At 71.7% G+C, this 21,789-nt stretch carries 17 protein-coding genes; 7 read left to right on the plus strand and 10 right to left on the minus strand.

Annotated features, from left to right (window positions below; translation table 11 throughout):
* The first annotated feature begins 92 nt into the window (after window positions 1–92).
* Both GJR97_RS05790 and GJR97_RS05795 read left to right on the plus strand, forming a co-directional pair.
* Window positions 93–1,811 carry a GAF domain-containing sensor histidine kinase gene (locus tag GJR97_RS05790; RefSeq protein WP_154345563.1) on the plus strand — a complete coding sequence of 573 codons (1,719 nt, stop codon included), beginning with the start codon at window positions 93–95 and terminating at the stop codon, window positions 1,809–1,811.
* On the plus strand, window positions 1,808–2,449 hold the full coding sequence (locus GJR97_RS05795) for a response regulator transcription factor (RefSeq protein WP_154345564.1): 642 nt from the start codon (window positions 1,808–1,810) through the stop codon (window positions 2,447–2,449). Before GJR97_RS05790 ends, GJR97_RS05795 begins: the two co-directional genes overlap by 4 nt.
* A gap of 81 nt (window positions 2,450–2,530) precedes the next feature.
* On the opposite strand, the gene rhaS is transcribed toward GJR97_RS05795, so the two are convergent.
* From rhaS to GJR97_RS05815, 4 genes are read right to left on the minus strand one after another with little or no spacing between them, the layout of a single operon-like run.
* Window positions 2,531–3,577 (minus strand): rhamnose ABC transporter substrate-binding protein, encoded by a 1,047-nt coding sequence (gene rhaS, locus GJR97_RS05800; protein WP_154345565.1) that lies wholly within the window; start codon window positions 3,575–3,577, stop codon window positions 2,531–2,533.
* Between the two features lie 57 nt (window positions 3,578–3,634).
* A complete protein-coding gene (locus GJR97_RS05805; RefSeq protein WP_154345566.1) occupies window positions 3,635–4,708 on the minus strand; it encodes an ABC transporter permease in 1,074 nt (357 codons plus the stop codon).
* Entirely contained in the window at window positions 4,705–5,754 is a 1,050-nt protein-coding gene (locus tag GJR97_RS05810) for an ABC transporter permease (RefSeq protein WP_324613206.1), read from the minus strand. The genes GJR97_RS05805 and GJR97_RS05810 overlap by 4 nt, the downstream gene beginning before the upstream one ends.
* Window positions 5,751–7,280, minus strand: coding sequence for a sugar ABC transporter ATP-binding protein (locus GJR97_RS05815; RefSeq protein ID WP_407643576.1), 1,530 nt, complete (start codon window positions 7,278–7,280; stop codon window positions 5,751–5,753). Before GJR97_RS05815 ends, GJR97_RS05810 begins: the two co-directional genes overlap by 4 nt.
* 131 nt (window positions 7,281–7,411) lie before the next feature.
* On the opposite strand from GJR97_RS05815, the gene GJR97_RS05820 reads away from it, so the two are divergent.
* Complete coding sequence (locus GJR97_RS05820) at window positions 7,412–8,428, plus strand: LacI family DNA-binding transcriptional regulator (protein WP_154345567.1); 1,017 nt, start codon at window positions 7,412–7,414, stop codon at window positions 8,426–8,428.
* Window positions 8,429–8,562: 134 nt separating this feature from the next.
* Complete coding sequence (locus GJR97_RS05825) at window positions 8,563–9,132, plus strand: GIY-YIG nuclease family protein (protein ID WP_154345568.1); 570 nt, start codon at window positions 8,563–8,565, stop codon at window positions 9,130–9,132.
* Window positions 9,133–9,136: 4 nt separating this feature from the next.
* On the opposite strand, the gene GJR97_RS05830 is transcribed toward GJR97_RS05825, so the two are convergent.
* Together GJR97_RS05830 and GJR97_RS05835 are read right to left on the minus strand one after the other, a co-directional pair.
* Window positions 9,137–11,059: a DEAD/DEAH box helicase gene (locus GJR97_RS05830; RefSeq protein WP_324613207.1), complete on the minus strand. Its 1,923-nt coding sequence runs from the start codon at window positions 11,057–11,059 to the stop codon at window positions 9,137–9,139.
* A gap of 65 nt (window positions 11,060–11,124) precedes the next feature.
* Complete coding sequence (locus GJR97_RS05835) at window positions 11,125–12,087, minus strand: aldo/keto reductase (protein ID WP_324613208.1); 963 nt, start codon at window positions 12,085–12,087, stop codon at window positions 11,125–11,127.
* Between the two features lie 91 nt (window positions 12,088–12,178).
* Here GJR97_RS05835 and GJR97_RS05840 point away from each other — a divergent pair, with 91 nt between their 5' ends.
* Together GJR97_RS05840 and GJR97_RS05845 are read left to right on the plus strand one after the other, a co-directional pair.
* Window positions 12,179–12,871 carry a hypothetical protein gene (locus GJR97_RS05840; RefSeq protein WP_154345569.1) on the plus strand — a complete coding sequence of 231 codons (693 nt, stop codon included), beginning with the start codon at window positions 12,179–12,181 and terminating at the stop codon, window positions 12,869–12,871.
* Between the two features lie 110 nt (window positions 12,872–12,981).
* A complete protein-coding gene (locus tag GJR97_RS05845; protein WP_154345570.1) occupies window positions 12,982–13,269 on the plus strand; it encodes an iron-sulfur cluster assembly accessory protein in 288 nt (95 codons plus the stop codon).
* A gap of 135 nt (window positions 13,270–13,404) precedes the next feature.
* Here the strand turns inward: GJR97_RS05845 and GJR97_RS05850 are convergent, their stop codons facing one another.
* From GJR97_RS05850 to GJR97_RS05865, 4 genes are all read right to left on the minus strand, one after another.
* Window positions 13,405–14,796 carry an MFS transporter gene (locus GJR97_RS05850; RefSeq protein WP_154345571.1) on the minus strand — a complete coding sequence of 464 codons (1,392 nt, stop codon included), beginning with the start codon at window positions 14,794–14,796 and terminating at the stop codon, window positions 13,405–13,407.
* Between the two features lie 4 nt (window positions 14,797–14,800).
* Entirely contained in the window at window positions 14,801–15,736 is a 936-nt protein-coding gene (locus GJR97_RS05855) for an alpha/beta fold hydrolase (RefSeq protein ID WP_154345572.1), read from the minus strand.
* An 86-nt stretch (window positions 15,737–15,822) separates the two neighbouring features.
* Window positions 15,823–17,223, minus strand: coding sequence for an MFS transporter (locus GJR97_RS05860; protein ID WP_154345669.1), 1,401 nt, complete (start codon window positions 17,221–17,223; stop codon window positions 15,823–15,825).
* Window positions 17,224–17,376: 153 nt separating this feature from the next.
* Window positions 17,377–19,455 carry a zinc ribbon domain-containing protein gene (locus GJR97_RS05865; protein ID WP_154345573.1) on the minus strand — a complete coding sequence of 693 codons (2,079 nt, stop codon included), beginning with the start codon at window positions 19,453–19,455 and terminating at the stop codon, window positions 17,377–17,379.
* 258 nt (window positions 19,456–19,713) lie between these two features.
* Between GJR97_RS05865 and GJR97_RS05870 the strand changes: the two genes are divergently transcribed.
* Window positions 19,714–21,510 carry an acyl-CoA dehydrogenase gene (locus tag GJR97_RS05870; protein WP_154345574.1) on the plus strand — a complete coding sequence of 599 codons (1,797 nt, stop codon included), beginning with the start codon at window positions 19,714–19,716 and terminating at the stop codon, window positions 21,508–21,510.
* The last annotated feature ends 279 nt before the right edge of the window (window positions 21,511–21,789 follow it).

The raw sequence follows: 21,789 nt of genomic DNA on the forward strand, positions 1-21,789 counted from the left end.
CGCCGGTGGCCCCCGTACCGGGGCCTTTGGTCCCTCGCCCGACCGCGACACGCCGGGTGGTAGATTCGCACCATCCGCCTGATGGAGGTGGCATGCCGCACCCCGCGCCGCTGTCGTTCCCCGAGGGACCGCGATCCGAGTTGGACCGCGCCCTCAGCGACCTCGTGGAGCGCGCGGGCGAGGTCATGCGCACGCAGGGCAGGCTGCGCGCGCTCCTGAATGCGACGCGGTCGGTGATCGGCGAGATCGAGCTCGACGAGGTGCTGCGGAGCATCGTCACGTCGGCCGTGGAACTCGTCGACGCGGAGTACGGCGCGCTCGGGGTGCTCGCCCCGCAGGGCGGGCTCGAGGAGTTCGTCCACGTCGGGATGCCCGAGGACACGGTCCAGCGGATCGGGCACCTGCCCGAGGGGCGCGGGCTGCTCGGCGCGCTCATCGACCACCCCGACCCCATCCGCCTCGACACGATCGCCGACGACCCGCGATCGGTCGGATTCCCCGAGGGCCACCCGCCGATGGCCGACTTCATCGGCGTCCCCGTGCGGGTCCGCGACGAGGTCTTCGGCAACCTCTACCTGACGAATCGCCGCGGCGGCACGTTCAGCGACGAGGACGTCGAGCTCATCTCCGCACTGGCGACCGCGGCCGGCCTCGCGATCGACAACGCCCGTCGATACGCGGAGGCCCGGACCCGCGAGGCGTGGGCCGCGGCATCCGCCCAGGTCGTCTCGGCCCTGCTGACCTCCTCCGTCGAGGGGTCGGCGGCACTCCTCGCCGACGAGCTCGTCGACCGCGGCGCCGCAGATCGCGTCGCCATCCTCGTCGGCGACGACCGCACGTCGGTGCGCGTCCTCGAGGTGCGCGGCGAGGACGCGGACGACTGCCTCGCCGGGACCGTGATCGACGCGGATCGGACGCTCGGCGCCGTGGTGCTCGAGGGCGGTGAGACACGCGCGACCCCGGGCGGGCGCGTCGAGCCGCCCGACGCCCTCGCGCTCAGCCACGACGGGTCCTGCGGCCCGGTCCTGTTCGCGGCGCTCCGGTCGGCCGGGACTCCGCGCGCCGTGATCGCCGCCGCCCGCCAGCCCGGGGCGCCGCACTTCACCACCGCCGAGATGCGCATCGCGGAAGACCTCGCCGACCGCGTCTCCCTCGCCCGCGAGCTCGCCACGGCCCGTGAGGCCCAGCAGCGCGGCCTCCTGCTCGAGGACCGGGCGCGCATCGCGCGCGACCTGCACGACCACGTGGTGCAGCAGCTCTACGGCGCCGGGCTCGACCTCGAGGCCGCAGCGGCGGACCATCCCGGCGCCGTCGCCGAACGACTCGGATCGGCCGTGGAGGCGATCGACGAGGCCATCGCCCAGGTGCGCACGATCGTGTTCGCGCTGACGCCCCAGGACGGCGGAGCGCCGACGCTGCGACACCGCGTGCTCGACCTCGCGGGCGGCGCCTCACGGCACCTCCCCCAGCCCGTCGCGGTCTCGTTCGCGGGCCCGGTCGACCTCCTCTCCGAGGGGGCGCTCGCCGACGAGCTCACGGCGTCGGTCCGCGAACTGCTCTCGAACGCCGTGAAGCACTCGGGTGCGGCATCCGTCACCCTCTCCATCACCGCGGCCGACGCACGCGTCACCGCCGAGGTGTCCGACGACGGACGCGGCATCGGCGATGCGGCCAGGCGCAGCGGCCTCGAGAACCTCCGGGTCCGGGCCGAGCGGCTCGGGGGCGCATTCGACCTCGACAGCAGCCCGGCCGGGACCCGAGCCCGGTGGACGGCCCCCATCATCACCCCGGAAGGAGACCCGACGACATGACCCGTGTGTTCCTCGTCGACGACCACGAGATCGTCCGGCGCGGCGTCGCGCAGCTCCTCGACCGCGAGCACGACCTCGAGGTCGTGGGCGAGGCCGGCACCGTGGCCCAGGCGCTCGCCCGGATCGAGGCGACCGGTCCGGACGTGGCGGTGCTCGACATGCGACTCCCCGACGGCGACGGCATCGACCTCTGTCGGGAACTCCGGTCGCGGCATCCCGAGCTCGCCTGCCTGATCCTCACGGCCTACGACGACGACCAGGCCGCGATGTCGGCCGTGCTGGCCGGCGCCGCCGGGTACGTGCTGAAGAACGTCCGCGGCACGACCATCGTGGAGGACGTGCGGAAGGTCGCGTCCGGCCGCTCGCTCATCGACCGGTCCATCGCGGCCCGCGTGTCGCAGCAGGCGAAGGCCGACGAGCACGACGACCCGCGCTTCAGCGCGCTGAACCTCCGTGAGCGGCAGGTGCTCGCGCTCATCGCCGACGGCCTGACGAACCGCCAGATCGGCGAACAGCTCGGCCTCGCGGAGAAGACCGTGAAGAACTACGTGTCGGGCCTGCTCTCGAAGCTCGGCTTCGAGCGGCGCACGCAGGCCGCGATCTACCAGATGGAGCGGCGTTCGCACGGCGACGCCTGAACCGCCGCGCGCGGAACGGGCCCGGGGCGGACGCCCCGGGCCCGTTCGCGTCCAGGCGATGGCCCCTGACGCGGTGACTCCCTAGAAGTCGAAGTCGCCGATGTTGTCGGCGTCGAAGACGTAGGGGTCGCCGAGCAGGACGGTGCCGTCGGCGCCGACCTCGTACGAGCCGAGCTTGCCGGCCTCGAACGTGTCGCCCTCCTCACCGGTGATCTCGCCCGTGATCAGCGCCTGCGCCGCGTACGCGGCCAGGTAGCCCAGGTCGGCCGGGTTCCACAGCGCGAACGCGGTCACGGTGCCGTCCTCGACGTACTCCCGCATCTGGTTCGGGGTGCCCAGGCCGGTCAGCGCGACCTGGCCCTGGTACTCCGAGGTCGACAGGTAGCGTGCCGCGGCCGCGATGCCGACCGTGGTCGGCGAGATGATGCCCTTCAGCTCCGGGTAGGTCTGCAGCAGCGCCGCGGTCTTGTCGAACGAGGTCTGGTCGTCGTCGTCACCGTAGACGACCTCGACCAGCTCGATGTCGGGGTGGCTGGCGGCCAGCTCCTCCTCCATCATCTCGATCCACGCGTTCTGGTTCGTCGCGTTCGCCGACGCGGACAGCACCGCGACCTGGCCCTCGTCGCCGATCTGCTCCGCGATCAGGTCGACCTGGACCTTCGCGATGCCCTCGGCGGTGGCCTGGTTGATGAACAGGTCGCGGCACTCCGGGTTCGTGTCCGAGTCGAACGTGACGACCTTCACCCCGGCACCGGATGCCTCGTCCAGGGCATCGCAGATCGCCTCCGGGTCGTTCGCGGACACCACCAGGGCGCCCACGCCCTGCTGCGCCGCGGTCTGGATGAACGAGACCTGCGACGTCGGCGACGCCTCGGTCGGGCCGACCTCGGCGAACTCGCCGCCGAACTCCTCGACCGCCTCCTGCCCACCCGCGGACGAGGTGTCGAAGTACGGGTTGCCCAGGTTCTTCGGCAGGAACGTCACCGACAGGTTCGCGTCACCGCCATCACCCCCGGAATCACCCCCGCCATCCCCGCTCGAGGCACAGCCCGTCAGGGCCAGGACCGTCGCGGCAGCCGCCGCGGTGATCGCCACGCCGAAACGGCGCGAACGCTGCTTGGTGAACATCGTTGTTTCCTTCCTTGGTGCCGGTGAGGCGACTGTGTGTGATTCCAGGTGGAGCGATCAGGACGACGATGCCGCCAGCTCTCGCTCCTTCTTCTTCCCGATCGCCGAGATCCGCCGACGGCGGAGCCAGGCGAGGAGGCTTGCGGACACCACGGAGAGCACGAGCAGCACGCCCGTGATGACGTTGATGATGTCGGAGGTCACCCCGGCGAGCCGGAGCGCGCTGCCGAGCACGCCGATGAGCAGGACGCCGGCGATCACCCCGTGCAGGGCGCCGCGACCGCCGAAGATCGAGACGCCGCCGAGCAGGACCGCCGCGATGACCTGCAGTTCGAGGCCGGTCGCGTTGTCGCCGCGGGCGTTGCTGTAGAGCAGCGTGAAGTAGACGCCGGCGAAGCCGGAGATGGCGCCGCTCATGACGAACAGCCAGAACTTCGTGCGCCCGACGTTGATGCCCGAGAACGACGCGGCCTCCTTGTTCAGGCCGATGGCGTAGAGCGATCGGCCGAACGGCGTGAAGTGCAGCAGGATCGCGAACGCGATCGCGAGCACGACGAACGGGATCATGATGCCCGGGATCGGGGTCCCCGGGATGTTGTCCTTCGCGAGGTCGGACCAGAACTCGGGGAAGTCGGTGACCGCGGTGGTGCCGAGCAGCCCGACGGCGATGCCGCGGAACAGCGCGAGCGTGCCGATCGTGACGGCGAGCGACGGCAGGCCGACGACGGTGACGAGGAACCCGTTGACCACGCCGGCGATCGTGCCGACGAGGATCGCGGTGATCGCGGCGAGGGCGAAGGGCCAGCCCGCCTGCGTGAGGATGCCGGTCATCACGCTGGAGAGGCCCACGACGCTCGCCACCGACAGGTCGATCTCCTCGGTGATGATGATGAGCGTCATCGGGAGGGCGATCAGCAGGATCGGCGCGATGTCGCGCAGCAGGTAGGTCACCGTGAGCGGGCTGTCGAAGTTCGGGACGACCGCGAGCGACACCGCGATGACCACGATGAGCAGCCCGATGATGGCGGACTCGCGTGTGAGGAGCACGCGGCGCCAGAGCGGCCGCGAGTACGCCGCGTAGGTGCGGGCGGAACGGGTGTCCGGAACGGATGCCGGTGCCGTGGCGGTCATCGCACGTCCTCCCTGGCCTCGATGAGCTTGCGGTGTTGTCGGAGCGCGAGCACCCGGTCGAGCACGATCGCCCCGATGATGAGCGCGCCGACCACGGCGCGCTGCCAGAAGTCCTGGATGCCGACGATGGGCAGCGCCCGGTTGATGGTGAGCAGCAGGTAGGCGCCGATCGCGGCGCCCCAGACCGTGCCGACGCCGCCCGAGATCGCCACGCCGCCGATGACGGCGGCGCCGATGGCCTGGAGTTCGAGGCCGGTGCCCGCACCCGAGCTCACGGTTCCGTAGCGCGCGGCGTAGAGCACGCCGGAGAGGCCGGCGAGCGCGCCGCTGAGCACGAACGCGGTGAGGATGCGTCGGGTCACGCGAAGGCCGTAGAGGTGCGCGGCGTCGGGGTCGGAGCCGATCGCGTAGAACTCGCGGCCGCTGCGCAGGTTGCGGAGCACCCATGCGGCCATGACGAGCACGATCACGGCGATGATCGTGAGGATCGGGATGAACAGGATCTGGCCGGTGCCGAGCCCGCGGAACGCCGCGGGGAGGTCGGACGCGTTGATCCGGTCGCTGCCCGTCCACGCGACGTTGATGCCGCGGTAGATGTACAGCGTGCCCAGCGTGATGACGAGCGCGGGCACCCGCGCGAATGCGACCAGCGCGCCGTTGATCAGGCCGAGGATCGCGCCGAAGGCGATGCCGGCGAGGAACACCGCGATGACCGGGATGCCGGGGATGTCGATGAAGAGCCGGCCGGTCAGGTAGGCGGTCAGCCCGAGGACCGAGCCGACCGAGAGGTCGACGTTGCGCGTGATGATCACGATCGCCTGGCCGACGGCGACGAGCAGCAGCAGCGACGGCGTCAGGAGCAGGTCGCGGAACCCGTCGGAGGAGAACAGGAAGTTCGGGTTGACGGCGGTCGCGACGACGATCACCGCGAGCAGGGCGATGAGGATGCCGGTCTCGCGGGCCTTGAAGATGTGCGAGACGATTCGCGTCGCGGCTGACGAGCCCGGCTGGGCGGGCTTGGCGGGCGGGGCGGTGGTCGCGGTCACTTCGCGTCCTCCTTGTCGGCGGTGGCGGCGAACATGACGGCCTCGGGCGTGGCCTCGGATCGGGGGAACTCCCCGGTGAGCGAACCCTCGCGCATCACCAGCACGCGATCCGCCATGCCGAGCACCTCGGGCAGCTCGGAGCTGATCATGAGGATCGCGATGCCCTGCTGGGCGAGCACGGAGAGCAGGCGGTGCACCTCGGACTTGGTGCCGACGTCGATGCCTCGGGTCGGCTCGTCGACGATGAGCACGGTCGGCTCCGTCGCGAGCCACTTGCCGAGCACGACCTTCTGCTGGTTGCCGCCCGACAGGGTGCCCGTCTCGGCGTCGAGTGCGGCCGTCTTGACCTCGAGCCGACTCGCCCACACCGCGGCCGCGGTGTTCTGGGCCCGGTCGGTCAGGAGCCCGCCCTTGGTGAGGGTCGAGCGGATGGCGAGGGTGATGTTGCGCGAGACGGACTCGTCGAGCACGAGGCCCTGCTTGCGCCGGTCCTCGGGCACGAGCGCGAGGCCCCTCGTCATCGCGGCGTTCGGGTTGCCCTTCGGCAGCGCCGTGCCGGAGACCCGGACCGAACCGGAGGAGTACGGGTCGACGCCGAAGATCGCGCGGGCGACCTCGCTGCGGCCCGCACCGACGAGCCCCGCGAGGCCGACGATCTCGCCGGCTCGGACCGTGAAGCTGATGTCGTGGAAGACGCCGGGCCGGGTGAGCCCCTCGACGACGAGCACGTCGTCGCCGATCTCGGCGGGCAGCTTCGGGAAGAGCTCGGCGACGTCGCGGCCGACCATCTGGCGGACGAGTTCGTCGACGCTCGTCTCGGCGATCGGCTCGGTGGCGATGTAGCTGCCGTCGCGCATGACCGTGACGGTGTCGCACAGTGCGAAGACCTCGTCGAACCGGTGCGAGATGAACATGAGCGCCCGGCCCTCGTCGCGGAGGCTCCGCGCGACGGCGAAGAGGCGCTCGACCTCGACGCCGGAGAGGGCGGCCGTCGGCTCGTCCATGATGAGCACTCGCGCGTCGAGCGAGATCGCCTTGGCGATCTCGATGATCTGCTGGTCGGCGATCGACAGGCCGTCGGTGATGCGGTCGGGGTCGATCGAGACGCCGAGCCGCGCGAAGATCTCCTCGGCCTCGGTGCGCATGGCCTTCCGGTCGATGCGGCCGAACCGGTTGGTGGGCTGGCGACCCATGAAGATGTTCTCGGTGACCGAGAGGTCGGGGAAGAGCGTCGGCTCCTGGTAGATGACGGCGATGCCCGCGGCCTTCGACTGCGCGGTCGAGTGGAAGTCGACCTCCTCACCGCGGAGCCGGAACGTGCCGGCATCGCGTCGGTAGAGGCCGGCGATGATCTTGACGAGGGTCGACTTGCCCGCGCCGTTCTCGCCGATCAGTGCGTGGATCGATCCCTGCTCGAGGGTGATGGTGCCCGATCGGAGGGCGACGACGGCGCCGAACGACTTCACGACCTTCGCGAGTTCGAGCGCCGGGGGCGCGGGGGTCGTGGTGGTCTGCTCCACGGTCACGTCCTCCTCCTTGAGGTGAAAACTTTATGAATCGATTCAGGCTCGATTCAGGCATACTCTATGGAGGACATCGGCGAGGGTCAAGTCCGACCCGGACGGATGACCTCGAAGTTCGATTGCGAAGGAGCAGGATGGCCGCGGTCAGCATTCGCGACGTCGCCCAGCACGCGGGCGTCTCGGTGGGCACGGTCTCCAACGTCCTCAACCGGCCCGGCGAGGTGTCCGCCGAGTCGGTGCGCCGCGTGCAGGAGGCGATCGAGGCCCTCGGCTACGTGCGCAACGACGCGGCGAGGAAGCTCCGCGCCGGGGTGAGCACGACGGTCGGCTTCGTGGTGCTCGACGGGCAGAACCCCTTCTTCGGCGACGTCGTGCGCGGAGCCGAGGACGAGGGGTCCAAGTCGGGCATCGCGATCCTCTACGGCAACACCGACGAGGACCCGAAGCGCGAGCGCACGTACCTCGACCTCTTCGAGGAGCAGCAGGTCCGCGGCGTGCTCATCTCCCCGTACGGCGACATCAACCCGCGACTCGAGCGGCTGCGCGCCCGAGGGATCGCGGCCGTGCTCGTCGACCGGTTCAGCGGCGACGGGCGGTTCAGCTCGGTCTCGGTCGACAGCGTCGCGGGCGGGCGTATGGCCGTGGAGCACCTGATCGCGACCGGTCGCCGCCGGATCGCGTTCGTGGGCGGGCCGTTCGAGATCCGCCAGGTCACGGACCGCCTCGCCGGGGCCCGGGCCGCAGCCGAGAACGCTCGGGAGCACGTCGACCTCGAGGTCGTCGCCACCGATGCGCTCACCGTCGCCGACGGGGCGGCCGCCGGCGCGCGGATCATCGCCCGTCCGCGCTCCGAGCGACCCGACGCGATCTTCGCGGCGAACGACCTGCTCGCGCTCGGGCTGCTGCAGGCGCTCATCGTCGACGGTCGGATGCTCGTCCCGCACGACATCGCCCTCATCGGGTTCGACGACATCTCGTTCGCCGCCGCGGCGGCCGTGCCGCTGTCGTCGATGCGCCAGCCGAGCCGGATGATCGGACGCACCGCACTCCGGATCCTCCTCGAGGAGACGGCCGACCCCGAGCTGATCCCGCGCCAGACGGTCTTCCAGCCCGAACTGGTCGTGCGAGCGAGCACGACGCCGCGGCGCTGAGCCGCGGGCGCGCGCCGGATCCCGCCTCCCCCGTCGAAGTACCGTTTCTGCGGTGGAGGTCGATCTCGAATCGCACTCCACCGCAGGAGTCGCACTCGGACGGCCTGTCGGACGGCCGGCGTAGCGTGCGACGCATGACGACGGATGCCGCGGCCTGCACGGCCGTCGACGAGCGCGGGCCGTGCGCCGCTCCCGCCGAACCCGGCGCGCCGCTCCGCCTGTGCACCATGCACCTGCTGGCGGCCCACGAGTGGGTCACGAGCTCGCACGGGGCGACCGACGTGCTTCCCGGAGCGTGCCTCGCCTGCGGCTCGCGGGTCGGCGTGCGGTATCCGTCGGGGTGGGTGTGCGCGATCTGCGAATGGCGGCTGGGCGACGTGCCGGATGCCGAGCTGCCGCCGCCGCGCGTCGACGTCGTGTACTACGTCCGCTGGCGCGAGCGCGTCAAGATCGGCACGTCATCGAACCCCAGGCGGCGGCTCGCGACGATCCCGCACGACGAGGTGCTCGCGTTCGAGCGCGGCGGGCGAGCCCTCGAGCAGCGCCGCCACGCGGAGTTCGCGGCATCCCGCTGGCCCGGACGTGAGTGGTTCCGCTTCGACGAGCCGCTCGTCCGGCACGTCGCCGAGCTCGCCGCAGGCGGCGAGGACCCGTGGAACCGCTACGACCGCTGGCGGAGCGAGGAACTCGCCCGCCGCTCGTGAGCGCTCAGGACTTGCCGTGCCGCGGCTTGCGCGGCTTGCGCCCGTCCCCCGCGTCGCTGCCGTGACCGCGGTCGTCGTACCCACGACCGCCGCCCGATCCGCGGTCGCGGTCGTACCCGCGGCCGCCGCCGTGCCCACGGTCGGAGCCGCGGTCGCGGTCGTACCCGCGCCCGCCGCCGCGACGGTCGTCGTACTGGCGGCGCGGCCGCCCACCGGTGTCGAGCCGGAGGTCGATGAGGCGCCCGGAGATCCGCGTGTCGGCGAGCCGATCGAACACGTCCTTCGGCAGGTTCGCGGGCAGCTCGACGAGCGAGAAGTCGGCCTGGATGCGGATGGCGCCGAAGTCGTCGCGCGCGAGTCCGCCCTCGTTGGCGAGCGCGCCGACGATCTGCCCGGGCATCACGCGATGACGCTTGCCGACGTCGAGGCGGTACATCGCCATGCCCGCGCGCGGCTGGCGGTCGGACCGGTCGCGGCCGCCGCGGTCGTCGCGGTCGAACCGGTCGCGGCCGCGGTCGTCGCGGTCGAACCGGTCGCGGCCGCGCTCGCGCGGCGCCGGCTCCGGCTCGGGCTCCATGAGCAGCGGCGAATCGCCCTGCGCGACGACGGCGAGGGCCGCGGCGACATCCGTCTCGGGCACGTCGTGGTGACGCACGTAGTGGGCGATGATGTCGCGGAACCCGCTGATGCGCTCCGCCTGCTCGAGCGCGGCCGAGATGCGGTCGTCGAAGCGGCTGAGCCGCGACTCGTTGATCTCGTCGACGCTCGGCAGGTCCATGGGCGTCATGCGCTGCTTGGTGGTCTTCTCGATGCGGGCCAGCAGGCCGCGCTCGCGCGGCGTCACGAAGCTGATCGCGTCACCGGTGCGCCCCGCACGACCCGTGCGGCCGATGCGGTGCACGTAGGGCTCGGGGTCGGTCGGGATGTCGTAGTTGACCACGTGCGTGATGCGCTCGACGTCGAGGCCGCGGGCCGCGACATCCGTCGCCACCAGGATGTCGAGCTTGCCGCTCTTCAACTGCTCGACGGTCCGCTCGCGCTGCACCTGGGCGATGTCGCCGTTGATCGCCGCCGCCTCGTACCCGCGCGCGCGGAGCTTCTCGGCGAGCTCCTCGGTCGCGTTCTTGGTGCGGACGAAGATGATGACGCCCCCGAAGTCCTCGACCTCGAGGATGCGGGTGAGCGCGTCGACCTTGCGGGCGTGCGCGACGACGAGCACGCGCTGGGTGATGTTCGCCGAGGTCTGCGTCTTCGTCTTGACCGTGATCTGCTCGGGGTCGGTGAGGTACTGCTCCGACATGCGCCGGATGGCGGCGGGCATGGTCGCCGAGAACAGCGCGACCTGCTTCTCCTCCGGGGTGTCGGCGAGGATCGTCTCGACGTCCTCGGCGAAGCCCATCTTGAGCATCTCGTCGGCCTCGTCGAGCACGAGGTACTTGAGGCCCGAGAGGTCGAGCGTGCCCTTGTCGAGGTGGTCGATCACGCGTCCGGGCGTGCCGACGACGATGTGGACGCCGCGGCGGAGCGCCGACAGCTGCACGCCGTAGCCCTGGCCGCCGTAGACGGGCAGGATGTGCAGGTCGGGCAGGTGCGCCGCGTACTTCTCGAACGCCTCGCAGACCTGGAGGGCGAGCTCGCGGGTCGGGGCGAGCACGAGCGCCTGCGGGCTGCGATCGGAGGTGTCGAGGCGGGCCAGGATCGGCAGCGCGAACGCGGCCGTCTTGCCGGTGCCGGTCTGCGCCAGGCCGACGACGTCGCGCCCCTCGAGAAGCGTCGGGATGGTCGCGGCCTGGATCGCCGAAGGCGTCTCGTAGCCGACGTCGTCGAGCGCCCGCAGCACCGCCCCCTCGAGTCCGAGGTCGGCGAAGGTGGGCGTCGTGGGCTCCTGGGGAGCCTCTGCCTCGATGGCGATGTCGTCGGAAGTCACGCTTCAGGGTAGACCTCGGCCCTGTGCAACCGCCCCATGCGGTGACGGATGGCGCGCCGGAGCGACTACGACCAGGCGCGCGCGCTCCGCGCGGCCCAGTACGCCGTGGGATCCTCGGCCAGCGAAGCGAGCGCCGCGGCATCGGACGCGGGAGCGCGGGAGGCGAGGTTCGCGTCGAGCTGCGCGGGCTCCACCGCCCCGGAGAGCACGACGTCGGCCCACGGCTGGGCGCGCGCGGCGCCGATCGCGAGCGCGTCGAGCGCCTGGCCGTCGGCCGCGGCGAGCGCGGCGGCATCCGCCTCATCGCCCGCGGCCGTCAGCCGGCCGTTCGCGACCGCCTCCTTCACGACGACGAACCAGCCGTCGGCGTGCGCCCGGGCGAGCGCGGGGCCGACCGAGGGTTCGAGCAGGTTCCACGTCGCCTGCACGGTGGCGAAGGGCGAGTCGGGCAGGACTCGGGCCGCGTCGAGCGCGTCGGCCTGGTGCGGTCCGCTCGTCGAGATGCCGACCGCGATGCCGGATGCCGCGAGCTCGCGCAGCCGGTCGAGGAGCGCGTCGTCGGCGAGCGCCGGGCTCTCCGGGGTCAGCGAGTGCACGAGGTACCGGTCGGGTGCGCCGCCCAGCGCGGCGAGGGACTCGGGCCACTGCGTGTCGAGCATGGCGAGCGAGTGCTCCTTGCGCTCGTGCACCTCGGCGTCCATGCGCCAACCGCCGACGTAGGCGTAGCCCCACTTCGACTCGATCGCGAGCTCGGCACGGCGCTCGGGATGCGCGGCGAGCCACGACCCGAGGAACTCCTCGGCGCGCCCGTACGACCGGGCGGCGTCGATGAAGCGGATGCCTCGGGCCCACGCCACGTCGAGCATCTCGTGCGCACGCCCCCGCATCGCGTCGATGCCGCGGTCGTCGCCGAACGAGGCGTCGCGGCCGGCCGTGATGTACGCGGGTCGGCCGAGCGCGGCGAGACCGAGGCCGAGCGGGGCCGGCGCCGTCGGCGCCGCCGGGTCGTGAGCCGAGGGTTCCTGCACGAACCGTGAGCCTACGCGGAGCCGCCGAGCGGCGCAGCAGCGGGGAGTACGCTCGTCGAGGATCGGGACGAGACGGAAGCGGAGGCCGGGCGTGAGCCGAGGGAGCGAGCAGCGTCAGGTGACCATCGACCGGCTGACGCGCGCGGCGCGCGTCGCGCTCGGATCGGGGCGGGCGCTCGACGACCGGCTGATCGCCGACATCTGCGAGCAGAACGGCGTGCACCCGACCGCGTTCCGCCGGTTCTTCGCCACCGACGACGCGCTGCTCGATGCGGTGAACGAGCAGCTGGTGCACGACTGCGTGAGCCGGCTCCGTTCGGCGGTCGACGCGTTCGACGCGATCGACCTCGCGGATGCCGGGGCCGACGCCGAGGCGGGCGGCGCCGACCCGGCGAGCCCCGACTCCGCCGATCCCGTCGGCATCGCCGCGCGGATGCTCGCCGACTCGTGGCCGCTCGATCGCGGCGGCCTGATCATCCGCGCCCAGCGCCGGCTGCGAGCGCTGACCTCGCAGGGCGGAGGCGGCGACGCCGCGGCGGCGGCCGAGCGGTCGTTCGTCGAGCGGCTCGTCCCCGTCTTCGAGGACCTCATGGCCAAGCTCGACCGGCGGTTCACCTGGTCGCCGACGCTCGCCGTGCGCGTCGTCGTCGACACCTACGAGCGGTCCTTCGAGAGCTGGCTGCTGATGGGCAACCGCGAGGAGGACTTCGACGCGTCCCCGTACGCGATGCGCACCCTGCCCGTGCTGCTCCGCGGCACGAGCGAGCCGCGGCCGTCGGCCTGAGGCGACGCGCGCGGGCGCGAGGGTACGCGACGAGCGAAACGCGCGTCTCGGGGTGGCGGTCCTCCGCCCGATCTGGAATCGTGGCCGACTCGCGATCAGAGGAGGACGACATGCTCACACTGACCGACACCGCGGCCACCGTCGTGAAGGAGATCGTCGCCGGCAACGGTGCGCCCGAGGGATCGGGGCTGCGCATCGAGGCCGAGGACAAGGACGCCACCCAGTTCGGCGTCTCGATCACGCCAGCCCCGGAATCGGGCGACGCCGTGGTCGAGCAGTCGGGCGCCCGGGTGTACCTCGGCGAGCGCGCGACCATCGCGCTCGACGACAAGACGCTCGACGCCAGCGTCGCGGAGGACGGACGCGTGTCCTTCGACATCCTGCCGCAGGCGCTCTGACGCCGCGCCCCCCGGGGCGCCGCAGACGACGGGTCGGTCCCGCCTTACTCCGGTTCGGCGGGACCGACCCGTCTTCGCCGTTCCGGGGTCCCCGCTCGACTCGCTCGCCGTGATCGTCGGTCGGATCGTGCGCCGCTACGACGGCGTGCGCGTCGTCGAGCCCTCCGAGCGGATGAGCGAGACCGCCACGATCGTGCCCACGACGCCGAGCGCCGCGTCGACGAGGAACGCGTTGCGGATGCCGACCGTGAACGCGGCGGCGGCGAGCACGATCGCCGTGTTCACGCCCAGTCCGAGGGACCCGCCCGCGACGTTGCCCATGTAGACGATGCCGCCGGCCAGGCTCGAGTCCTCCGGCCGCACGGCCGTGACGGCGGCGGTCGTGACCGCGGAGAAGTACAGGCCGACGCCGATCCCGCAGAGCACGAGCCCGGGCACGAGCGGCAGGTAACCGGTGCCGATGACCAGGGCGATCACGAGCACGCCGCCCGTGAGGCACGCCGCGCCGATGCCGACCACGAGGCGACTCCCGATGCGGTGGTAGAGCGGCCCTGCCGCGAACGAGACCGTCGCGAAGACGAGCATCATCGGCAGCAGGCCGGCGCCCGCCGCGAAGGCGCTCCAGCCCAGTTCCTTCTCGAGGTACTGGGGGACGTAGACGAGCACGCCGAAGAAGACCGAGCCGAGGAGCAGGATCGAGATCAGCGCGCCGCTGAACTGCCGGCTCGCGACCACGCGGCGCGGCACGAGCGCATCGTCGCCCTGCCCTCGCTGGATGAGCACGAAGACGGGGAGCAGCAGCACCCCCACCGCGATCATGCCCAGCACCCACGGGGAGGAGAACGTGTTCGCGCTGCCGATGTCGAGCGCGACGAGCACGAGGACCACGGCCGCCGACAGGCTGGCGATGCCGGCGTAGTCGACGCGGACGCCGCCGCCGCGCGTCGACTCCGGCACGTTGCGCATGACGACGAGCACCGCGAGCAGCGCGACGGGCACGTTGACGAAGAAGATCCACCGCCAGCCGAGGGTGTCGGTGAGGATCCCGCCGAGCAGCGGCCCGATCGAGTTGCCGAGCCCCGCGACGCCGATGATCAGGCCGCCCGCGAGCCCGCTCCGGGCTTTCGGGATGATGTCGTAGACCATGCCGAGCACCGATGGCCACATCATCGCCCCGCCGATGCCCATGAGCGCCCGCGCCGCGATGAGCAGTCCGATGTTCGGCGCGAGGCCGCCGAGGAGCGAGAACGCGCCGAAGACGAGCGCGCCGATCACGAACACGCGACGCCGCCCGAAGAGGTCCGCGAGCCGGCCGCCCGTGACGATGAGCACGCCGAACACGACGGTGTACCCGTTGATGACCCACTGCGCGCGGTTGAGGGTCGTATCGAGGTCGTGCTCGATGCTCGGCACCGCGACCGTGAGGGCGGTGAAGTCGTTCGCGACGACGAGGATCCCGAGGGACAGCGCGACGAGGGTGACGATGGCGCTCCGGTCGAGCCGGTCGGACGTGCTCGCCTCGGTCATGGCGTCAGTCCCCCGACCCGGCGTCCCCCGACTCGGCGCGCTTCGCCGGCGGATGGTGCACGCCGCGGTGGATCTCGACCACGCGGGTGCCGTCGGTCAGGGTCGGGTCGTCGATGATCGGGAGGTCGTCCATGAAGCGCCGGATGATGTGCGCGAGCGCGCGCGCGTGACTGAAGTTGATCGCGTGGGCGGCGCCCTCGATCGTCACGGCCAGCACGTGGTTGTCGATCTGCCCGGCCACCTCCTGGACGCGCGCGGGGCCGGGCATCAGCGGGTCGCGATCGCCGAGGACGACGAGCGACGGGAGCTGGAGCTCGAGCAGGCGGTCGAGCGACGGGTACTGCGTGAGCGCCCGGAAGAGCTTCAGCGTGCTCGGCACGCCGAACCGCGCGTAGTCCGGGACGGCGACGCGCGCCATCCGCGGCGGCTCGCGCGTGCCGTCCTGCGCGAGCTGCCGCATCGCCCGCGACAGGGGGCGGTTGAACACCCCGCCCGCGGGCGAGACGAGCACGGCGCGGTCGATGCGGTCCGGGAAGCTGGTGGCGAACTCGAGGATCACGGGGCATCCCATCGAGTTCCCGACGAGCGTCGCCTTCTCGACCCCTCGATCGTCGAGGAACCGGGCGGCCGCTCGGGCGAGGTCCGGGATGTCGAGCCCCTGGGGATGCCGGCCGCTTCTGCCGAACCCCGGAAGGTCGGGCACGAGGGTGTGGAACTCGTCGGCGAGCAGTTCGGCGGTCGGGACGAGGTACCGGCCCGACATGCCGAACCCGTGCACGTGCAACATGACCCGGGCGTCGGGCGGAGGGTCCGGCGATTCCCGGTAGAACACGTCGACGCCGTCGACCACGGTCCACCGCTCCAGGAGGCGGGAGACCGGGCGGCGCGGTGTCCGGCGTTCACGCCACCGCTCCGCGGCAGCCGCGCTCGTCTTGGCCATCGACGCACCCCCTCGTCGGGCGTATCAGACCACGAACGGGGTCGGGCCGGTCGGGACCTCCGGCCCACGGCGTGTCGGGACCCGGGTCAGGCCGCCGTCGTGGGCTCCACGACCTCCGCGGCCTCGGCCGGTCGGTGCTCGATGTCGTCGACGTGGGCGCGCGGCATTGCCACGGCGCCGGCGATCGTCGCGACGGCGGCGATCACCACCCCGATGAACACGGCCGCCGACGCCGCCCGGATCGCGTCGGCCGAATGGGCGCCGAGCCCCGAGTCGGCGATCACGCCGTTGGCCACCGCGCCGAAGATCGCGACGCCGACGGCGCTGCCCATCGAGCGCAGGAACATGTTGGCGCCGGTCACGACCCCTCGCTCCGACCACGGCACCGAGGACTGCGCGGCGATGAGCGTCGGCGACGCCACGAGGCCGAGCCCGAGCCCGACCACGAAGCAGGCCAGGGCGGTCGTGACGGGGTTGGGAACGAACGTGGCGGCGACGAGCCCGGCCGCCCCGAGCACGGTGATGCCGAGCCCGAGGAATGCAGTGTTCCTGAATCCGACGCGCAGGTAGAGGCGGCCGGACTGGGAGGCCGAGATGGGCCAGCCGAGCGTGAGGGCCGCGACCGCGAGTCCCGAGACGATCGGGGTCGCTCCCGCCGAGACCTCGAGGAAGGTCGGCACGTACGACGTCAGCCCGATGAGCACCGCGCCGACGCCGAGCGAGATCAGCGACGTCGTGACGATGAGTCGCCGCGAGAAGACCCAGAGCGGGAGGATCGGCTCGGCAGCCCGCCGCTCGATGAGGACGAACACCACGATGAGCAGTGCGGCGATGCCGAACGCGCCGATGCTCTGCCACGAGTTCCACGCCCAGGCCTGGCCGCCCTCGAGCACCGCGAGGATGAGGAGCGTGAGCCCGACCGTGAGCACCGCGGCCCCGGCGACGTCGATGCGGTGCTTCTTCCGCTCGACGGTCTCGTGGTAGTTGCGGATCAGCATCCACGCCGCGATGAGGCTCAGCGGGATGTTCACGAAGAAGATCCATCGCCACGAGAGGAACTCGGCGAACAGGCCGCCGAGCGAGGGTCCGATGACGGATGACGCGGCCCACACGCTCGCGATGTACCCCTGCACGCGCGCGCGTTCCCGCACGCTGTAGATGTCGCCCGTGATCGTGATCGAGACGGGCAGCACCGCGCCCGCACCGAGGCCCTGGATCGCCCGGAAGACGATGAGCGAGGTCATGTCCCACGCGAAGCCGGCGAGGATCGAGCCGACGAGGAAGGCGCCGATGCCCACGAGCATGATGGGCTTCCGCCCGACGGTGTCGGCGAGCTTGGCGTAGACCGGCACGGAGACGGCCTGGGCGAGCAGGTAGATCGAGAACAGCCACGGGAACTGGGCGAACCCCCCGATGTCCGCCACGATCGACGGCACCGCCGTGGCGAGGATGGTCGCCTCGATCGCCACGAGCCCGGTGCACAGCATCAGGGCGGCCAGCACGGGCCCGCGCTCGGAGCGCAGTCCGACGGCGGTCTGTTCGGTCACGCGCTCCTCCTCACGGGCCCGGCGCAGGCGCGACCGATCCCACTGAGGCCCAACGCGATGGAGCGCTGCGCATTCCCGCCGGGAGGGACTCCGTCAGTCCTTCATGCGGACGAGGATGCCGCCGGCGTAGGCGAGCGCGGCTCCGATCCAGACGAAGGGCAACCCGATGTCGAGCGCGGAGAGCGTCATCTCCGGCGTGGCGGCGAGGAAGACGAGGTACCCGGCAGCGAGGAGCACGATGAGCACGGCGGTCTTGCGCGACAGTCCCCCGTCCTTGCCCGCGATGCCGAAGAGCATGAGCACGGCGAGCACGACGAGGAGGATGCGCAGCGGCCCCTCGACGAACTCGGACTGGAGTCCGGTCGACGTGAGGATGTCCTGCGCGATCGCGATCGGGTTGAGCTCGGGCCTGGGGAGGTCGATGAACCAGGGCAGCAGCAGGGCTCCGACGATGACGAGCGCGGCCCCGAGGGCGATCAGCCATCTGCCGACGGTCGGACGGCGATTGGGCCGCACCTGCGCGATCTCGACGCTCGTCTCGAGATCCTGGCTTCCATCGGACGCGGTCACGTGCAACCTCCGGGTGGCCTGCTGCCCGGACGGCGGATGCGGGCTCGTCAGGGACACCCTCGAATACCCGATCGCACCCGGAGCGACGACGACCGAGGCCGGGGCGAACATCGCACGCACCGCACCGTCGTCCGATCGTCCGGAGATCGCCACGTTGAGCGGCCGAACGCCGCGGCGGTTGTCGATCTCGACCGTGAACTGCCCCTGACGGTGATGCCCGAGGTCGAGGCGTTCGGGGTTCGCTCGCAGTTCCGCGGTCGCGATCGCCGCCGCGGAACTCGTCATCTCGAGCATCGCGTCGCCGGAGGCATCCGAGGCGCCGTCGGTGGCCACGACGGTGAACGGGTGGGTCGCCTGCGATCCGGGCGGCGGCGGTTCCGCGCGGACCAGGCCCCTGGCCTTCGTCACCTTCCCGGGCGCGGCGACGAACCGCGCGGGGATGAAGGCGAACGAGAGCCGCTGTTCCGGGTCGACCCCGGTCAGCGCGACCGTCACGCCCGAGTGCCCGCCGCGGTTGTCGACGAGGACGTCGAACTCGGCATCCTGAGCATCGTCCAGTCGGATGGTGCTCGGCTGGATCCGCAGCGTGATCGGTGCATCGACCGGCGCCGCCGCGGTGCTCTGGACGAGGGTGATCGTCGCCGGGATCGGCCCCTCGTCGTCCGTGGCCGCCACGGCGAGTTGCCGGTTCCGCTGCTGTCCGGGCGGAGGTTGGGGCGCCGAGAACTCGACGCGCACGTCGGCGGTCGAACCCGGCCCGACCTCGATCGTCGACGTGGAGAAGCGGAAGTCGACGACGTCCTCGGGATCCTTCCCGGCCAGGGTGAGGCGCTGCGGATGGTTCGCGGACCGATTGTCCAGCGTCAGCGTGAACGAGCCGTCGCCGGCGTCCTCGAGCCTGATGAGCGCCGGGCTCGCCGTGATGCCGACCCGCGGCCCGTACGCCGGAACGTGGACCACGAGGTCGGCGACCGCGTATCGCCTCGCGTCCTCCTGCGAGCTGATCCGCAGGGTCAGCTCGGCCCGCTGCGCCACGACCATCGGTCCAGGTCGCATGACGAGCGACAGCTCGACGTCGTCCGATGCGCCCGGCATGAGGTGGACCTCCGGGCCGACCAGTTCGAGCCAGTCCGGCGGATCGACCATCTCGACGTCGTAGCCGTCGACGACCTTGGTCGGGTTCTCGATCGCGAGCTCGACCCGCGCGGGCCCGTCCGGCCTGAGCGTGACCTCGGGCGTCGCGACGGTCACGTCGGGCGAGCCGGGCGCGGGTGCGGTCCCGATCGCGGCGGCCTCCCCGGCGGACCCGCCGGCATCGTCGTCGCCGCCCGCATCCCCGCTGCGGTCGTCGCCCCCAACGTGAACGTCGGGCACACCCTCGGTCGCGGTCGAGCCCGACCCGACTCCCGCGCCGGCCGCTTCGCCGCCGGGCCTGGTATCGCTCCCCGTCGCCGTCTTCGCCTCGTCGCCCGCGCCGCCGCCGGAATCGCCGCCGGAGTCCCCGGAGCCCGTGTCCCAACCGAGGTAGGACTGGCAGTTGGTGCAGAAGCGCGCATCCGGCGCGTTCTTCGCACCGCAGTTCCAGCAGATGCGATCGGCCATCCCGTCCCCCCGCTCACGACGTCGCGGCGGCGCACCGCACACGATGCCTGAGACCGATGTTAGGGAACCTCGAGCCCGCGTGGCCAGTGCCATGCCCCAATGGGCAGGCATCCATGCCTCGCGCGGCAGAAGCCGACGACGTCGGGTGGACGCGTCCGATTGCCGGGTGCCACAAGTGCGGCGCCGCTTCGACCGACCTGCTTCGTCGATGGCGACAGATTCGGCCCGTACGCGGAGTCCCGCGCCTACAGTCCGAAGATGACTGATTTCCGTCCGCCCGTCGCCGACCTGGCGTACGCGCTCACGCACGTCGTGGGCTACGACCGGGTCGCCGAGCTTCCGGGCTTCGAACACGCAGACCTCGACATGGTCACCGAGATCCTCGAGGAGGTCGGCGGCTTCATGGCCGAGGTCGTCGCCCCCACCAACCGCGCCGGCGACGTGGAGGGTGCCCGCCTGAACCCCGACGGCACGGTGACGACGCCGACCGGGTTCCGGGAGGCCTACGCCGCCTACGTCGAGGCCGGCTGGGGCTCGGTCCCGCTGCCCGAGGCGTACGGCGGCGGCGACTTCCCGCGCTCGATCGGACTCGCCATCCAGGAGCTGACGATGGAGGCCAACATGGCCTTCTCGCTCGCGCCCCTGCTCACGCAGGGCGCGATCGAGGCCCTCCTGCACTACGGCAGCGACGAGCAGAAGCAGGCCTGGCTGCCCAAGATGGTCAGCGGCGAGTGGGCCGGCACGATGAACCTCACGGAGCCGCACGCCGGCTCCGACGTGGGCGCCCTCACCACGAAGGCCGTCAGACGTCCCGACGGCACGTACGGCATCACCGGCCAGAAGATCTACATCACGTTCGGCGACCACGACCTGAGCGAGCAGATCGTGCACCTGGTGCTGGCCCGCACGCCCGACGCGCCCGCCGGCACCAAGGGCATCTCGTGCTTCATCGTGCCGAAGTTCCTCGTGAACGACGACGGCTCGCTCGGCGAGCGCAACGGCGTGCACACGCTCGGCGTCGAGCACAAGATGGGCATCCACGGCTCGCCCACCTGCGTGCTGTCGTACGAGGACGCCACGGGGTACCTCATCGGCGACGAGAACCTCGGCATGCGCATCATGTTCGTGATGATGAACAGCGCTCGCCTCTCGGTGGGCACGCAGGGACTCGCCGTGGCCGAGCGCGCGTACCAGCAGTCGCTCGACTACGCGAAGGAGCGCATCCAGGGCCGCGCGATCGGCGCGACGCAGGACTCGCCGATCATCGACTTCCCCGACGTGCGCCGCATGCTCATGACGCAGAAGTCGTACATCGCCGCGCTCCGCCGCATGATGCTGCTGAACGCCGTGTACGTGGACATCTCCACCCACCACCCGGATGACGCGACCCGAGCCCGCGCCGACGAGATCGTGGGCCTGCTCACCCCCATCTGCAAGTCGTTCGGAACCGACCTCGGCAACGAGCTCACGTCGCTCGCGCTGCAGGTCCACGGCGGCATGGGCTTCATCGAGGAGACCGGCGCCGCCCAGCACTACCGCGACGTGCGCATCGCCGCGATCTACGAGGGCACGAACGGCATCCAGGCCGCCGACCTCGTGGGGCGCAAGCTCGGCGTCCGCGGCGGGGCATCCGCCCTCGAGTTCATCGCGACCATGCGCGAGCTCGACGGCGAGCTGGCGGCCGCCGGCGACGAGTTCTCGTCCATCCGTGCGCAGCTGAACACGGGTCTCGACGAACTCGAGCAGACGACCGCGTGGATGCTGAGCACCGGCGCCTCCGACCCGAACTCGGTGCTCGCGGGCTCCAGCCCGTACCTGCGCATCTGGGGGCTGGTGGTCGGCGGATGGCTCCTCGCGAAGTCCGCGCTCGCCGCGCGCGAGCTCGACGGCGACGCCATCGCCGCGACGCAGCTGCCGCTGGCCCGCTTCTACGCCGAGCAGCTGCTCCCGGCGGCCTCCGGCCTCGTCGGCCCGGCGACGGCCGGGTCTCGCGACCTGTTCGCGCTCGACGCCGACGCGCTCGGCGACGTGGTGCGGCGCACGGCGCGCGTCTGACGCATCGCCCGACGATGCCGCGGGGGTCGTGCCGATGGGCGCGGCCCCCGCGGTCGTGCGGTCAACCTCGCGGGACCGGGCGCCGCGGTCTGCGTCATCGTCGCGCCCGGCGCGTCGAAGATTGCAGCCGACCGGATACGCGAAACCCCCGGCGAACCGAGGGTTTCAGTAGCGAGGGCGGGACTCGAACCAGCGACACCACGATGGTGACGCGGACGTCCTCGACGTCTTTCCTCGCGATGCGGAAATCTCGAATGATCTCGGACTGACCCGGGATTC

Source organism: Agromyces kandeliae, assembly GCF_009674665.1.
Classification (GTDB): domain Bacteria; phylum Actinomycetota; class Actinomycetes; order Actinomycetales; family Microbacteriaceae; genus Agromyces; species Agromyces kandeliae.

What these genes read in the sequence shown, in the direction of transcription:
- GJR97_RS05865 (WP_154345573.1), bottom strand. Translation starts at nt 19,455, where the DNA reads ATGGCCGATCGCATCTGCTGGAACTGCGGTGCGAAGAACGCGCCGGAT.
- GJR97_RS05850 (WP_154345571.1), bottom strand. Translation starts at nt 14,796, where the DNA reads ATGACCGAGGCGAGCACGTCCGACCGGCTCGACCGGAGCGCCATCGTC.
- GJR97_RS05825 (WP_154345568.1), top strand. Translation starts at nt 8,563, where the DNA reads ATGACGACGGATGCCGCGGCCTGCACGGCCGTCGACGAGCGCGGGCCG.
- GJR97_RS05790 (WP_154345563.1), top strand. Translation starts at nt 93, where the DNA reads ATGCCGCACCCCGCGCCGCTGTCGTTCCCCGAGGGACCGCGATCCGAG.
- rhaS (WP_154345565.1), bottom strand. Translation starts at nt 3,577, where the DNA reads ATGTTCACCAAGCAGCGTTCGCGCCGTTTCGGCGTGGCGATCACCGCG.
- GJR97_RS05795 (WP_154345564.1), top strand. Translation starts at nt 1,808, where the DNA reads ATGACCCGTGTGTTCCTCGTCGACGACCACGAGATCGTCCGGCGCGGC.
- GJR97_RS05805 (WP_154345566.1), bottom strand. Translation starts at nt 4,708, where the DNA reads ATGACCGCCACGGCACCGGCATCCGTTCCGGACACCCGTTCCGCCCGC.
- GJR97_RS05820 (WP_154345567.1), top strand. Translation starts at nt 7,412, where the DNA reads ATGGCCGCGGTCAGCATTCGCGACGTCGCCCAGCACGCGGGCGTCTCG.
- GJR97_RS05870 (WP_154345574.1), top strand. Translation starts at nt 19,714, where the DNA reads ATGACTGATTTCCGTCCGCCCGTCGCCGACCTGGCGTACGCGCTCACG.
- GJR97_RS05845 (WP_154345570.1), top strand. Translation starts at nt 12,982, where the DNA reads ATGCTCACACTGACCGACACCGCGGCCACCGTCGTGAAGGAGATCGTC.
- GJR97_RS05860 (WP_154345669.1), bottom strand. Translation starts at nt 17,223, where the DNA reads ATGCTGTGCACCGGGCTCGTGGCGATCGAGGCGACCATCCTCGCCACG.
- GJR97_RS05855 (WP_154345572.1), bottom strand. Translation starts at nt 15,736, where the DNA reads ATGGCCAAGACGAGCGCGGCTGCCGCGGAGCGGTGGCGTGAACGCCGG.